This is a genomic window from Sulfuricella sp., from assembly GCA_041651995.1.
In the GTDB taxonomy this organism is placed as follows: domain Bacteria; phylum Pseudomonadota; class Gammaproteobacteria; order Burkholderiales; family Sulfuricellaceae; genus Sulfurimicrobium.
The window spans coordinates 89,437-103,569 of sequence record JBAZID010000002.1; the positions used below are offsets into that span (position 1 = coordinate 89,437).

General features: G+C 58.1%; 18 protein-coding genes and 1 tRNA gene. 12 read left to right on the plus strand and 7 right to left on the minus strand.

What is annotated here, in order from left to right:
* Positions 1–46 precede the first annotated feature (46 nt).
* Genes WC392_05110 through hemC form a run of 4 tightly spaced genes read right to left on the minus strand, consistent with a single transcriptional unit; the run spans position 47 to position 3,268 of the window.
* Complete coding sequence (locus WC392_05110) at positions 47–523, minus strand: heme biosynthesis HemY N-terminal domain-containing protein (GenBank protein MFA5241743.1); 477 nt, start codon at positions 521–523, stop codon at positions 47–49.
* A complete protein-coding gene (locus tag WC392_05115) occupies positions 520–1,566 on the minus strand; it encodes a uroporphyrinogen-III C-methyltransferase (GenBank protein ID MFA5241744.1) in 1,047 nt (348 codons plus the stop codon). Before WC392_05115 ends, WC392_05110 begins: the two co-directional genes overlap by 4 nt.
* Entirely contained in the window at positions 1,563–2,345 is a 783-nt protein-coding gene (locus WC392_05120) for a uroporphyrinogen-III synthase (GenBank protein MFA5241745.1), read from the minus strand. Before WC392_05120 ends, WC392_05115 begins: the two co-directional genes overlap by 4 nt.
* Positions 2,345–3,268: a hydroxymethylbilane synthase gene (gene hemC, locus WC392_05125; GenBank protein MFA5241746.1), complete on the minus strand. Its 924-nt coding sequence runs from the start codon at positions 3,266–3,268 to the stop codon at positions 2,345–2,347. Before hemC ends, WC392_05120 begins: the two co-directional genes overlap by 1 nt.
* Positions 3,269–3,316: 48 nt before the next feature.
* Between hemC and WC392_05130 the strand changes: the two genes are divergently transcribed.
* From WC392_05130 to WC392_05175, 10 genes are all read left to right on the plus strand, one after another.
* Entirely contained in the window at positions 3,317–3,796 is a 480-nt protein-coding gene (locus WC392_05130; GenBank protein MFA5241747.1) for a thioredoxin fold domain-containing protein, read from the plus strand.
* 90 nt (positions 3,797–3,886) lie between these two features.
* Positions 3,887–3,979, plus strand: a tRNA-Ser gene (locus WC392_05135).
* A 202-nt stretch (positions 3,980–4,181) separates the two neighbouring features.
* The gene (locus WC392_05140) at positions 4,182–4,466 is read left to right on the plus strand and encodes a DUF1778 domain-containing protein (GenBank protein ID MFA5241748.1); all 285 of its coding nucleotides are present in this window, start codon (positions 4,182–4,184) and stop codon (positions 4,464–4,466) included.
* Positions 4,448–4,963, plus strand: a complete 516-nt coding sequence (locus tag WC392_05145; GenBank protein MFA5241749.1) for a GNAT family N-acetyltransferase — start codon at positions 4,448–4,450, stop codon at positions 4,961–4,963. The genes WC392_05140 and WC392_05145 overlap by 19 nt, the downstream gene beginning before the upstream one ends.
* A 53-nt stretch (positions 4,964–5,016) precedes the next feature.
* Positions 5,017–6,087: a dTDP-glucose 4,6-dehydratase gene (rfbB, locus tag WC392_05150; GenBank protein ID MFA5241750.1), complete on the plus strand. Its 1,071-nt coding sequence runs from the start codon at positions 5,017–5,019 to the stop codon at positions 6,085–6,087.
* A gap of 196 nt (positions 6,088–6,283) precedes the next feature.
* Complete coding sequence (gene rfbA / locus WC392_05155) at positions 6,284–7,195, plus strand: glucose-1-phosphate thymidylyltransferase RfbA (GenBank protein ID MFA5241751.1); 912 nt, start codon at positions 6,284–6,286, stop codon at positions 7,193–7,195.
* Positions 7,195–7,743 (plus strand): dTDP-4-dehydrorhamnose 3,5-epimerase, encoded by a 549-nt coding sequence (rfbC, locus tag WC392_05160; protein ID MFA5241752.1) that lies wholly within the window; start codon positions 7,195–7,197, stop codon positions 7,741–7,743. The genes rfbA and rfbC overlap by 1 nt, the downstream gene beginning before the upstream one ends.
* On the plus strand, positions 7,740–8,654 hold the full coding sequence (gene rfbD / locus WC392_05165; GenBank protein ID MFA5241753.1) for a dTDP-4-dehydrorhamnose reductase: 915 nt from the start codon (positions 7,740–7,742) through the stop codon (positions 8,652–8,654). The genes rfbC and rfbD overlap by 4 nt, the downstream gene beginning before the upstream one ends.
* 263 nt (positions 8,655–8,917) lie before the next feature.
* On the plus strand, positions 8,918–9,145 hold the full coding sequence (locus tag WC392_05170) for an AbrB/MazE/SpoVT family DNA-binding domain-containing protein (GenBank protein ID MFA5241754.1): 228 nt from the start codon (positions 8,918–8,920) through the stop codon (positions 9,143–9,145).
* Positions 9,135–9,473 (plus strand): type II toxin-antitoxin system PemK/MazF family toxin, encoded by a 339-nt coding sequence (locus WC392_05175; GenBank protein ID MFA5241755.1) that lies wholly within the window; start codon positions 9,135–9,137, stop codon positions 9,471–9,473. The genes WC392_05170 and WC392_05175 overlap by 11 nt, the downstream gene beginning before the upstream one ends.
* A gap of 556 nt (positions 9,474–10,029) precedes the next feature.
* Here WC392_05175 and WC392_05180 read toward each other — a convergent pair.
* Genes WC392_05180 through WC392_05190 form a run of 3 tightly spaced genes read right to left on the minus strand, consistent with a single transcriptional unit; the run spans position 10,030 to position 12,043 of the window.
* Entirely contained in the window at positions 10,030–11,139 is a 1,110-nt protein-coding gene (locus tag WC392_05180) for an IS91 family transposase (GenBank protein ID MFA5241756.1), read from the minus strand.
* Positions 11,136–11,363, minus strand: a complete 228-nt coding sequence (locus WC392_05185) for a tyrosine-type recombinase/integrase (GenBank protein ID MFA5241757.1) — start codon at positions 11,361–11,363, stop codon at positions 11,136–11,138. The genes WC392_05180 and WC392_05185 overlap by 4 nt, the downstream gene beginning before the upstream one ends.
* On the minus strand, positions 11,303–12,043 hold the full coding sequence (locus WC392_05190; protein MFA5241758.1) for a site-specific integrase: 741 nt from the start codon (positions 12,041–12,043) through the stop codon (positions 11,303–11,305). Before WC392_05190 ends, WC392_05185 begins: the two co-directional genes overlap by 61 nt.
* Before the next feature lie 73 nt (positions 12,044–12,116).
* On the opposite strand from WC392_05190, the gene WC392_05195 reads away from it, so the two are divergent.
* Positions 12,117–12,251, plus strand: a complete 135-nt coding sequence (locus WC392_05195; GenBank protein ID MFA5241759.1) for a nucleotidyltransferase domain-containing protein — start codon at positions 12,117–12,119, stop codon at positions 12,249–12,251.
* Between the two features lie 380 nt (positions 12,252–12,631).
* Positions 12,632–14,107 (plus strand): mannose-1-phosphate guanylyltransferase/mannose-6-phosphate isomerase, encoded by a 1,476-nt coding sequence (locus WC392_05200; GenBank protein ID MFA5241760.1) that lies wholly within the window; start codon positions 12,632–12,634, stop codon positions 14,105–14,107.
* Positions 14,108–14,133: the final 26 nt, after the last annotated feature.

The following is a 14,133-nucleotide window of genomic DNA, read 5'->3' on the forward strand; positions in this document are numbered from 1 at the left end:
CCTTTACTGAAAAAAATGGTTTACTTGTTGTGTGTGCCGTCAGTGCTTATCCGGTCATTCCCGCATCCGGAAAGTCGCTGCAATTCTTGCCCGCCTGTGCCAGATAGGCGTCCCGTCTGGCTGTCGCCCCAAGTGCATGGGCGCTACGGGCTGCAATCAGGGCATTGACTTCAGGCGATTCGCCCAGCTCCAGGGCGCTGGCGGCATGTTTTTCGGCTGTGGCATAACGGCCGGCGGCGAAATCCCGCATGCCCTCGAGCATCGCGCTGCGTGCCTTGCCCTGCCGTTTCTGCTGCTTGAAGGCACGAACCTGGGCAGGTAGCCGGAGGGTGCGGCTACCCACGTGCAGCAGGCTGTAAATGACAAAGAAAGCCGCTGCCAGCAGGGCCAGCAGGAGGTTGAGGGTCAGCTCGATGCGGTAGGGCGGGTAAATCAGCAGCACGTAACCGGTATTGTGTATTGCTGCCATGGTCAATGCCACGGCGAGAAGCAGGATGGCCAGAGTCCAGAACAGCGCTTTCATTTGCCGGCTTTATCCTGCGCCAGTTTGAAGGCGCGCGCAGCGTCCAGGCTGCCGGAAATATCCGGCAAATCGATGGAAAGACGACTCTGTTCAAGCTGTTTCAGATGATTGAGCGCGCCGCGGACGGCTTTGTCGCTGGTGTCGAAATAACGGTTTAGCCAGTCTTCGGCGGCTTTGATGTCTGCCTTGTAGCTTGCTTCGTTGCGCTGCAGCAGGGCAAGGCGCGCAGAGAGCAGGCGCAGCCTCAGGTTCTCGCGCAGGAAATAAGCCTGGTCAGGAGAGAGGAGGGGAAGTTCGGTTTTTTCCAGGTTCTGGATGCGCACCAGTTCCTTGAAGTCTTGCCAGGCTTCCTCCTTCAGCCGCAGCCAGAAATTTTCGGGCAGGGGCTGGCGTGGAGCTGGTTTTTCCATGCTGGTGGTCACGCGGCCCTGTAGCAGGGGTAATCGATCGATTCCTGCCGCCAGGATGTCGATCCGCAGATTGAGGCCCGTCAGGTCCAGCTGCGGCAGGGATTGAAGTTGCTCGATGTCCTTGTTGATCGCCTTGCGCAGCGTGAAAAATTGTGGCCGGTCCATGCGCTGCAGGCGGCTTTCGGCAGTTTGCAGCGCGATCAGCGCGGCCCGGACGTTGCCGGCCAACTGCAACTGCTGGCTGGCGATAAGCAGCATCTGTTCGATTTCCGCCAGCACCCATTCGTCGCGGTTGCGCGACATTTCCTGATACAACTCTTCCAGTGCGACCTGGTGGCTCTGGGACTCGGCAATTTTCTGCTCCAGCAGACTAAGCTTGGCTTGCGTTTCACGCACGGTTTCCTGAGTCTGGCGAACGAGAATCCCGCTTTCCTTGTTGCTTGCCTCGAATTCAGCCAGGCGGCGGCCCAGATTAAGCTCCAGTTGCGCATCGTGCTGGCGCGAATCGAGCCAGTGCCAGCCGAGCAGAAGCAGTGCCAGCATGGCGATCAGCAAAGGCAGGCTGGCCCAGCCCAATGTTTTTTTTGTGGCCGCAGCATCCTGTGCCAACGGTGTTGCGCCGGGGGGGGTCATGGTTTGCCGCGTTTCGCCCATTTGATCAAGCCTGTTATCAAACCTTCATCTCCCGGCGCTGTTGCAATAGTCAGTGTCAGTCCCATGCCCTGCGCTGTCTGGGCAATTCGCTCATGGGATACGAAGAGCGGAGTTGTTTTCAGCCATTGTTGCCCAGGTTTTCCCAGCAGATCAAACAGATTGTGCAGACTCTCTCCGCTGGTGGCCGTAACGGCATGAATTTCGCCACGCGCCCAGCGGTGCAGCAGGGGGGCGGTATCCATAACGGGCCTGGCGCGCCGGTAGCACTCGGCATACTCGAGGGTTGCCCCGCGTGAAATCAGGGTGTCGCCCAGAAATTCGCGCCCCCCCTCGCCACGAAAAATGATCACTCGCTTGCCGTGCATGTCCTGGAACTGTGGCAGCGCCAGCAGGCCTTCGCTATCAAACTGTTTTTCAGGCGCGACGACCTGCTTGATGCCGCGGTCTTCCAGCTCCTTTTTGCTGCCTTTGCCTATGGCCGCAATCACCAGATCCCGGGGGAGTTGACGCTGTGCGCGAATCAGGTTGAGTGCTTTACTCACTGCATTGGGGCTGATGAAAATCGCCACATCGAATTCATCCAGACGGGCGATCAGGGCATTGAGCGGGCGCAAATCCCCGGCGTCGAGAATTTCCAGCACCGGAAACAGAATCGCCTCGCCACCGGCGCTGGCGATCAGTTGTGCCAGGTGTTGTGCCTGATGGGTTGGACGCGTCACCACGATTCCCATGCCCTTGAGCGGCAAATCGATGCTCACTAGAGTGCGAGTTCGGCGAGAATCTTGTCCGCGCCGAGTGCAATCAGGCGTTGGCCCATCTGTGAACCCAATTGCTCGGCATCTTCGGGCTTGCCGCATAGTTCGTCGCGTACCATGCGCTGGCCGTCAATGCTGGCGACAAAACCGCGCAGGCGCAGTTCGCCATTTTCGATCTGGGCAAAACCGCCCAGCGGCACCTGGCAGCTACCTTGCAGGGCGCGGCTCATGGCACGCTCAGCCGCAACGCAGGCCGCGCTTTCGGCGTGATGCAGCGGTGCCAGCAAAGCGACCAGATCGTTGCGGCCTTCGCGGCATTCGATGCCGAGCGCGCCCTGGCCCACGGCGGGCAGGCTCTGTTCCGGCTCGATCAGCGCCGCGATACGGTGGCCCAGTTCCAGGCGCTTGAGCCCGGCAGCCGCCAGGATGATGGCAGCAAACTGGCCCTCGTCCAGCTTGCGCAGCCGGGTCTGCACATTGCCGCGCAGCGGTTCGATTTTCAGGTGGGGAAAGCGCGCGCGCAACTGGCATTCGCGGCGCAGGCTGGAGGTGCCCACCACGCTGCCTTCCGGCAGGGCTTCGAGATTGGAATACTGGTTGGAAACGAAGGCGTCGCGCGGGTCTTCACGCTCGCCGGTGGCGGCCAGAATGAAGCCGGGCGGCAGTGTCATCGGCACATCTTTCATTGAATGCACCGCGATGTCGGCGCGGCCTTCTTCCAGCGCCTGCTCGAGTTCCTTGACGAACAGGCCCTTGCCGCCAATCTTGGCCAGCGGTGAATTGAGGATCTGGTCGCCGGTAGTGGTCATGCCCAATATCTGCACGTCCAATTGCGGATATAATGCTTGCAGACGGCTCTGGATGTGATGAGCCTGCCACATTGCCAGGGCGCTTTCGCGTGACGCGATGATGAGTGTGTTTTTCAAAACAGGTTCCTGCTCAAGATGGTAATTAAGCGTTTATTTTCAAAGGCCATGGCGCTCAGCCTGGCGCTGGCTAGTTTAACATGGTTCAGCCTGGCTGGCGCAGCAGCCCCGGTGGATGAAATTCCCGCAGCAACAGATCTGACGCTTGAGGCGGCAGCCTCTCGAAACAGGCAACTGCCGATCCTGATTCTTTTTACTGCCCCTGGGTGCGCCTACTGCGAGCGCGTGAAACAGGAGTTTCTGCTTCCCATGCAGCGCAATCCCGAGTACGCGGACAAAGTCATCATGCGCCAGGTCGAATACCGGGGCCGGGGCAAGCTGGTGGATTTCTCTGGCAAGGCCACCACTGCCGCCAGGTTTTCCCGGCAGCATAAAATCACCCTGACACCGACCATCAAACTGTTCGATGCCAAAGGGAATTCGCTCTCCGAACCGTTGATCGGCCTGACCACGCCAGACTATTACGGTGCTTTTCTTGATCGGGCAATTGATGAGGCTCTGGCGAAAATTCGCACCCCGTCCAGATAGGCGGCATTTCACCGGCAAGAAAGCCATTGACGGCAACGAGCCGAATTGACCTCGCGTCGAATAGCCGATATGATTCCGCCTGCTCAAAACGGAGAGATGGCCGAGTGGTCGAAGGTACTCCCCTGCTAAGGGAGCGTGGGGCTTAATACCTCACCGAGGGTTCGAATCCCTCTCTCTCCGCCAATAAATAATATGGCACAAAACGGTCTCTGACCGTTACGGATACCCCGGCAGACGCACAGTCTGTGCGGGGTTTTTCGTTTCAACCTTCGGGCTGCGTGCCAGCTTTCTTTGAAAGTCTTGTACGTCTTTTGTACGGAATATTGCATCCGGTCGTAGCGGGTATTACAATGGTCCGTAAATCTTCCGTACAAAGGTGGTGGTTATGCTGGTTTCGACTCAATCTCACGAACGCATTGATTTGCGGACGTCACCGGAAGTCAAGGAACTGATTGTGCGTGCCGCCACTGCGGCAGGCATGTCGGTCAGCGCTTTTCTGCTGGGTACGGCACAGGAACGTGCCAGGCAGATCCTTGCCGATACCGAGATGATGACCTTGTCCTCCCGCGACTGGAATGCATTTGCCAATGCCCTGGACAACGCGGACAAACCCAGACCGAAGCTTTCCGCAGCAATGAAGCGTCACCGCGAGTGGCAGGGAAAGCGCTGAACGTGATTTTTACGGGAAGCATCGAACAGCTCTCTCCAGATCACGACAGACGTTCATTTGCTTGTGGCGTGGGTGCTCTTGATGAGTATCTACGCCGCTTCGCGCGTCAGCATGCGGCGGCCAACATCAGCAGAACCTATGTCGCGGTGGACGGTACCACGATACGTGGGTACTACAGTCTTGCCATGGCCGGAATTCGTCGGGACAACCTGCCGGTTAAACACGCCGACCGCTTTCCGAACTTCCCCCTGCCGGTAGCACGTCTGGCTCGACTTGCGGTGGCGGAACTCCATCAGCGAAAAGGATTTGGCGAACTGCTTCTGGCAGACGCCTTGCAACGTTGTTTGCGCCTGTCAGACGAAATCGGGATGGCGGGTGTCGTTGTTGATGCAAAGGACGAAGGTGCGCGAGGGTGGTATGAGCGCTATGAATTCGAGCGGCTTCCCGATTCGCCTTTGACGTTGTGGATACCAACTGAAGCGATCAGAAAACTGTGATCGGGATTAGCCGGATGTTTAGTCAGGAAGCGATCAGGGAGGTCGAATAAACGATGAGTATTCTTGTTACTGGCGGGGCTGGGTTTATTGGCTCAAACTTCATTCTCGACTGGGTTGCTGGCGAAAAGACTCGCGTCGTCAACCTGGATAAACTGACCTATGCGGGCAATCTGAACAATCTTTCCAGCTTGCAGGGTGACCCAGGTCACCTCTTTGTTCAGGGTGATATTTGTGATGGTGCGCTGGTTGGCCGCCTGCTGCGCGAGCACAGGCCCAGCGCGATGGTTCACTTTGCCGCCGAAAGCCATGTTGATCGCTCTATCCACGGGCCGGCTGAATTCATTCAGACCAACATCAACGGCACTTTCAGCCTGCTGGAAGAGGCGCGGGCTCATTGGCAGGAATTGCCGGGCGAGGAAAAGGATGTCTTTCGCTTCCTGCATGTTTCCACCGACGAAGTGTATGGTTCGCTTGGGCCGGATGATTCTCCCTTCACCGAAACTACGCCATACGCGCCCAATAGCCCCTACTCGGCATCGAAGGCCGCTTCTGACCATCTGGTGCGCGCTTACCACCACACCTACGGCCTGCCCACCCTGACCACCAACTGCTCCAACAACTACGGCGCCTACCAGTTTCCTGAAAAGCTGATTCCCTTGATCATCCTCAATGCCCTCAACGGCAAGCCCCTGCCGATCTACGGCGACGGGCAGAACATCCGCGACTGGCTGCACGTCGGCGACCATTGCACGGCGATTCGCGAAGTGCTGAAAAAGGGGCATTTGGGCGAAACCTACAACATCGGCGGCTGGAACGAGAAAACCAACCTCGACGTGGTGCACACGGTATGCGCCATTCTTGACGAGTTGCAACCTGCAGCCAACGGCCAGCCTTATTCCTCTCTCATCACCTACGTCAAGGACCGCCCTGGCCACGACCGGCGCTACGCAATCGACGCGCGCAAGATCGAGCGTGAGCTTGGCTGGAAGCCGGCAGAAACCTTCGAAACCGGTATCCGCAAGACGGTGCGCTGGTATCTTGAGCATGCGGGGTGGATCGAGAATGTCACCAGCGGCGCCTACCGTGAATGGATCACAAAGCAGTATGTGATGGGGAATGAGTAATGGATAACCAGAATTTAAGGAAGCGGTCACATGTAGGTTGGGTTAGGTGCGGTTTTTTGCGCCGTAACCCAACAAACCCGATCTTCCTTTCAAGTTTCGGCTTTGAGTGTTTGGGTCTGTTGGGTTACGCGATAAGGCCGCTAACCCAACCTACGCGCCTTATCATTGAATTAAATAAGAAAGTCAGCCCCCAGCCATGACCCATTCCTCATCCCCCATCTCCCATTCCCGCTCCAAAGGCATCATCCTCGCCGGTGGTTCCGGCACGCGCCTGCATCCGGTGACGCTGGCCGTTTCCAAGCAGTTGTTGCCGGTGTATGACAAACCGATGATCTACTATCCCCTGTCCACGCTGATGCTGGCGGGGATACGCGATATTCTGATCATCTCCACCCCGCAGGACACGCCGCGCTTCGAGCAATTGCTGGGCGACGGCACGCGCTGGGGGCTGAACATTTCCTACGCGGTGCAGCCCGAGCCGGAGGGAATCGCCCAGGCCTTCATCATTGGTGCGGATTTCATTGGCAGTGATTCGTGCGCACTGGTGCTGGGCGACAACATTTTTTATGGTCACGAGCTGTCGGATGATTTGCAGGCGGCAGCCAGGAAAACACAAGGCGCGAGCGTGTTCGCCTATCCGGTGCATGATCCGGAGCGCTACGGCGTGGTAGAGTTCGATGCGCAGCGCAATGCCGTGAGCATCGAGGAGAAGCCGCAGCAGCCGAAATCCCGTTACGCCGTCACCGGCCTGTATTTCTACGACAACCTGGTGGTCGAAATCGCGCGCAACATGAAGCCCTCGGCGCGCGGCGAGCTGGAAATCACCGACGTCAATCAGGCCTACCTGGCAAACGGCACGCTCGATGTGGTGGTCATGGGGCGTGGCATGGCCTGGCTCGATACCGGCACGCACGAGTCCCTGCTGGAGGCCTCGATGTTCATCGAAACCATCGAAAAGCGCCAGGGACTGAAAATCGCCTGCCCGGAAGAAATCGCCTACCGCATGGGCTACATCTCGGCGCAGCAGCTCGAAGCCCTGGCTGCGCCATTGGCCAAGAATGGATATGGCCAGTATCTGCTGAATGTCTTGCTCGAAAAGGTGTATTGATGAAAGTGCTCGCCACGGGCATCCCGGACCTCCTGATCGTCGAGCCAGCCGTGTTCGGCGACGAGCGCGGCTTTTTCTTCGAAAGTTACAATGCGCGGAAATTTGTCGAACTGACCGGCGTCGTAGCCGAATTCGTCCAGGACAACCATTCCCGCTCGGCCAGGAATGTCCTGCGCGGCCTGCACTACCAGATCTGCCAGCCCCAGGGCAAGCTGGTGCGGGTGGTGGCCGGCGCCGTGTATGACGTGGCGGTGGACTTGCGCAGGAATTCCCCCGCTTTCGGCAAATGGGAAGGGATCGAGCTCTCGGCCGAGAACAAGCGCATGCTGTGGATTCCGCCCGGCTTCGCGCACGGTTTTCTGGTGCTCAGCGAGCATGCAGAATTTCTTTACAAGACCACCGATTACTGGGCGCCGGAGCATGAGCGCTGCATTGCCTGGAACGACCCGGACCTCGCCATTGCCTGGCCGCTGGATGGTGCATCGCCGTCGCTGTCGGCCAAGGATAGTGCTGGCGTGCCGTTTAACAGTGCCGAGGTGTTCGCTTGAAAATCCTCCTCACCGGCAAGAACGGCCAGGTCGGCTGGGAATTACAGCGTACCCTGGCTCCCTTGGGGCAAGTGGTGGCTGTGGACCGCCGGACGCTGGACCTGGGCAATCCCGACTCCATTCGTGCGGTGATCCGTGAAATCAGGCCCGATCTCATCGTCAACCCTGCCGCCTACACCGCCGTGGACAAGGCCGAAAGCGAGCCGGAACTGGCCATGGCGGTCAATGGCATCGCGCCCGGCATCATGGCGGAAGAGGCCAGGAAACTGGGCGCCGCCATGATCCACTATTCCACCGACTACGTTTTCGATGGCCGCAAAACCAGCCCCTACACCGAACAGGACATCCCCAATCCCCTCAACGTCTATGGCCGAACCAAGCTGGCCGGCGAGCAGGCGATTCAGGCGGTCGGCGTTCCGCACCTGATCCTGCGCACCAGCTGGGTGTATGGCATGCGCGGCAAGAACTTCCTGCTCACCATCCTGCGCCTGGTCAAAGAGCGCGAAGAACTGAAAATCGTCAACGACCAGATCGGCGCCCCGACCTGGAGCCGCATGATCGCCGAAGCCACCGCGCAAATCCTCGCGCAGAGTGTTTTACCCCTCACTCCTCACTCCTCACTCCTCACCCAGTACAGCGGCATTTACAACCTGACCGCGGCAGGCCAAACGTCCTGGTACGGTTTCACTAAAGCCATCCTTGAATCAATGGCAATCCAGGGCGCTCATTCATCACTTATCACCCATCACCCATTACCAAAGTTGCTCCCCATCCCCACAAGCGATTACCCCCTGCCGGCACCCAGGCCGCTATTCTCGCTGCTCGCTAGCGACAAGCTGAGCGAAACCTTCGGCATGAAGTTGCCGCCGTGGGACGATTCCCTGGCGCTGTGCATGGCTGGAGATGGTTGAGTTTAACCCGTTGGAATGCTCTAGCCTGGTAGGAGCGCCGCCCTCGGCGCGAATGGGATCGCAAATCGCGGCGAGGGCGCCGCTCCCACAGCGGTGTTTTGGCTCTAATGGATTATCCGGGTTTAAGTGATTTCAATGACGTAGCCATGTTTGTACCCATTTCCCCTTTCTGAGGAAGTCGGTGCGCCTCTTTTAAGCGTAGGGTTGCTCCTTTGGTAAGAAAAGTAGTAAATTACTACATGTAGTAATTGATGGAGAAAATCATGGAACTTGCACGCGTCACGGCCAAAGGCCAGGCAACAATTCCCAAGCGCATCAGAGAAGCCGCTCATATTCGGGAGGGCGATATGCTGGCGTTTGACTTGGATAGCAACAACCGGATCATTATCAAGCGTATTGACCCGTCTATCGATGTCGAGTTATCAGCATTGCAAGAGACTTTGTCAGAATGGAACTCACCACAGGACGAGAAAGCCTGGCGTGATCTTTAAAGCATTTGATGTGGTTGCCGTCCCTTTCCCCTTCACGGATCGTGATGCAACCAAGCGTCGGCCTGCATTGGTGATTTCCAGTGAGCGCTTCAACCAGCAGCACAAGCAACTTGTTTTGGCCATGATCACCTCGGCCACGGATAATGTTTGGCCCAGTGATGTTTTAATTGCTGACTGGAAAGAGGCTGGGCTAAAAGTGGCTTGCCGCTTTCGTTTGAAGTTATTCACGCTGGACCAGACCCTGGTTTTGAAGGTTGTCGGGCATTTATCATCACAAGATATTAAATCCGTGCGGGCTGTCTTGGCTGAGTATGTCGATGTTGGTTAAACCCAGATAATCCATTTGGGCGTAGGTTGGGCTTCAGCCCGACATGTCGGGTTAAAACCCGACCTACAACTCATTGATTTTCCGATACCCAAACGGCTAATGAACTATCTGGGTTAAACAGGCCTTGGGTTTCCACGATTTGCCGAAGTCGGTTTTTTCCAACAACCCGCCAGGATCGTGCAAATGACTGAACCGCTCCGTCAATATGACCCTAGGATCGTTGCGGGGGTGCGCGATGTCATCCTCAAGCATGTGTCGCCACAACGATTAAGGTTAGATCGTGATCGCGAAGCGAGCCACGATCTGAACCGGTTGTTGGACAAGCCCGGTCCAGTCGTCAGCAAGAATTCCCTGGAAATATCTATTTGCATTTCACCGCGCCCAAGGGTCTCATCAGTAAAAGGCCCTCTGGAACGGGTGTTGCACACCGTCATTGCGACGGCGCGACGCTTGATTTCACCGTGTTAGCGGTCAAATCAGCGGCTTTTCCCTGTTTTCTGGCCGAGCGCGCCCGTTGCGCCCGAATGCGCTCAGCGTGATACCGGGCTGAGTCGGCTTACATTTCCGCTGCCCCGGCAAAGCCCGAATCGGGCGGTCGATGCTCCGCCGCCGGGATTCGCCTTCTCACGATCCGCATCGGCGCGCCGCAGCATTTGCACAGAAGCGGCGGACGTGGCTTTATCCACGCCAGGCTCGCGCCGGGAATCACCTTCAACACCACCTGCAACAGCGCAACCAGGCCTTTACTGTTCGGATGCAGAAAGCCGAAGTTGCGCGCCCGCCGGAAGCCCTTGGGCAGAACGTGTTGCAGGATCATCCACAGGAAGGCCGCTCCGCTCACCGTGCGAGTCATGCGCTTGCCGGTCTTGCCGTCGCGATACCGGAAGCGGACCTGCCCGTTCTCACAGGAGAGGATGTCCTTCTCCTGAATCACGCCCCGATACAGATAGCGGCCCAGATAGACCAGCGCCTTCTCACCGTCGCCCACGCCCTTGCAGTCGACCACCCATTGCGCCGGAACGCCGGGCGGGAGCCGCAACCCCGCCTGGCTGAGGGCTGCCAGCACCTTGGCCCGGAACACCTTGGCCAGGGCTATATGGTTGAACAGGTAGCCGTTGCTTTTGCCGCTGCGGCGCTTCGTGCGCCAGCGCCGCGTCTGCGTATCCAGCGCCGCTGCCGGCATCGCCAGATGGACATGCGGATGGAAATCCAGACGGCGGGAATGGGTGTGCAGCACCGCCACTGCACCGGGCCGGCCTTGCAGTTGTTTGTCGTTCCGGCTGAAGGTGTTCAACGTAGCCCAGGCACATTCGAACAGCAAGGCGTAGAGCGTGCGCTGATGTCGCCAGGCCAGTTCCCTGAGTTCCGCCGGCAGCGTGAAGGTGAGCAGGAAGTAGCTTGCCGGCACCTGCCGCCGCAGTTGGCGTTCCAGCCACTGCTGGCTTTCATGATGCTGGCAGTGCGGGCAGTTGCGATGGCCGCAGGAGTGCGGCACCAGGCGTTTCTCGTCGCAGGCGCCGCAGTGCGCCAGCATGCGGGGGGCCATGGCGGTGCGACAGTGCTTCATGGCAGAAAGGGCCTGGCGGTGGCTGGGCAGGATCGTGGAGGAATACTGCTGGAGGTAGTCCGCTTCGAAGCGGGTGATGACGGCGGAGAGGGGAATCATTTGACCGTCCCCCACCGGATCGAGAAGCGGCTCATCAGGGTATTGATGCGCACACTGGCCTGATCGTTGGTGTGGCTGGTCAGGTGGGTATAGCGGGCCGTGGTGAGAATCGAGTAGTGGCCCAGTATCTTCTGGACTTCAAGCAGGTCGACGCCCGCTTCGATCAGGTGGGTGGCGTAGCTGTGGCGCAGGCTGTGCGGGGTGATCTTTTTTTTAGCCCGCAATCGAGGGCGACCTGGCGCAAGGTGGTTTGCACGCCGCCGCGATCCAGCGGCGAGCGGGCGCGACAGGCTGCCTTGAGGCCGCCATGGCGGTTGGGGAAGAGCAGTTCGGGGTGGCGATGAATTTGCCAGAACTGGCGCAAGGCGCTGAGGGTGGCATCCGGCAAGGGTACGAAGCGATCCCGGTTGCCTTTGGCATCGCGAATATGCACCCGGCGGCGATCCGCATCGATGTCGCTGACTTTGAGGGCAAGTCCTTCGCCCAGGCGCAAACCCAGGCTGTAGAGGGTGAAATAGAACACCCGGTAGCTCAGCGTGCGGGTGGCGGCAAAGAGTTGCCGGGCTTCGTCGACCGTGACGATGTCGGGCAGCCGCTGGGTCTTGGGCGGCTTGATCAGGTTGGGCATTGCCCAGGGTTTGTGCAGGACGTGGGTGGTGTAGAACTTCAGGCCATACAGGTCAAGTTTGACTGCGCTCCAGGAGTGGGTCTCGATCAGGTCGCTGAAGTAGTCGGTCAGTTGGGCTTCGGTGAGGTCGTCGATCCGGTGGGAGAAGTATCCCCCCAGGCGCCGGATGGCGCGGGCGTAGGCTTCGATGGTCTTGGGTTGCAGTCCCTTGAGCTTGAGGTGCTTGAGATGCGTCTGGTATTGCCGGTCAAAGTGCTCGGCGGCGGGGGGCGTCATGCTGGTTTATCCTCACGAAATATTGCACAATCAAACCCCTCAGCAACGAGGGGATGAAGGTGCAGGATATGTCGTGTGGATCAGAAAGGCGATTCCTCCGCGTAGCGGCTTCGTCCAACATATTTTTCTGTTTGGCTCGCGTGTCACGGGCGAGGCCAGGCCCGAAAGCGACTACGATTTTGCCTTCGATGCGCCGGATGCGTCTTAATGAAGCGCTGGATGCGATTCGCGAGGATATCTTTCCGCATTTGAAGCGCTGCTGGGCCGGTTGCGGCTAATTGTTCCCAATGAGCCAGTGCCACAAGATGGCTGATCTCTCTCTTCCACGATGACAGATTGGCCATATTCTTGGCAGCAATAACCCGACTTTTTTATATATTAAAAAAGTAGTGTCCGGTTCTTCTCGATTTAACCGGGCACTACTGGTCGGCATGATGCACGGTAGATCACGATATGTGAGTCTGACCTATTTTCGTTAACATAAATTCTGGCCGGGTCAATAGTAATTTCACCTGCAAAAATGCCAGAAAAATAAATGACTGCGCGTTAATTTTGGATTGAAGCCCTCTCCAAGTACAATAGCGGCCTATGCTTATACCCATCATTCTCTCCGGCGGAGCCGGCACACGACTGTGGCCGACTTCCCGCGAATCGCACCCCAAGCCCTTCATGAAGCTCCCCGACGGGCAGAGCCTGCTGCACAAGACTTTTGCGCGCGCGGCCGCGCTCGAAGGCGTGAGCGAAGTGCTGACCATCACCAACCGCGAGTATTACTTCAAAAGCCGGGATGAATATCAGCCCGCCAAAAGAAAATTTCCCGGTGTAAAAGATACCTTCCTGCTCGAGCCTTTCGGCCGCAACACCGCCGCCGCGATCGCGCTGGGCGCCTTCAAAATTGCGGCCGAACATGGCAATGAGGCCACCCTGCTGGTTCTGCCCGCAGACCATTTGATCGAAGACCATAACGCTTTTGCCGCGGCGGTAAAACAGGCTGCGGAGTTTGCAGAACTTGGGCAACTGGTTACCTTCGGCATCGTGCCCACCGCCCCGGAAACCGGTTTTGGCTACATTGAGGCAGCAGGCCATATCGTCAAGCGTTTCGTGGAAAAACCCTCTTACGTAACGGCCCAGGAATATGTCGACTCAGGCCGCTACCTGTGGAACTCCGGCATGTTCTGCTTCAAGGCCGGGGCGATGCTTGAGCAGCTCAAACTCCATGCGCCTGAGATATACCAGCACGCCCAACAATGCTGGGAAGCCACCCGAGCAGTCACCCCGAACAACACGGCCATGGTCGAAATCGACCCGGACACCTTTGCCGCCATCCCCGAAAACTCCATCGACTACGCCCTCATGGAGCCCGCATCGCTCCCTTCTCCCCATGTGGGAGAGGGGCAGGGGGGGAGTGTCGTTGTCGTGCCCGGCCGCTTCGGCTGGAGCGATATCGGCTCATGGAACGCCATCAGCGAACTATCCGCGCCCGACAACGCGGGCAACCGCGTCATTGGAGAAGCCGTGCTGGTCGATGTCGGCAACTCCTTCATACAAAGCGAAGGCCGCATGATTGCCGCCATTGGCCTCGATAACATCATGATTATCGACACCCCGGATGCCCTGCTCGTGGCGAACCGGGACCATGCCCAGGACGTAAAAAAAGTGGTGCAGCAACTCAAGCTGATGAACCACGACAGCTACAAGCTGCACCGCACGGTCGCCCGTCCCTGGGGAACCTACACCGTGCTGGAAGAAAGTACGAATTTCAAGATCAAACGCATCGTCGTCAAACCGGGCGCTGCGCTTTCGCTGCAAATGCACTACCACCGCAGCGAGCACTGGGTCGTGGTAAGCGGCACGGCCAGCATCGTAAACGATGACAAGGAGCTGCTGATCAGAACCAATGAGTCCACGTATATCCCCGCCGGCCATAAACACCGCCTGGTCAATCCGGGACTGACGGATCTGGTGATGATCGAGGTGCAAAGCGGCGAATATCTGGGTGAAGACGATATTGTGCGTTTTGATGATGTGTACGGCCGGGCATACCTCAACAGGACTGAGGGCTGAGGTATGGGTGGAAAAGTAGAGCAATT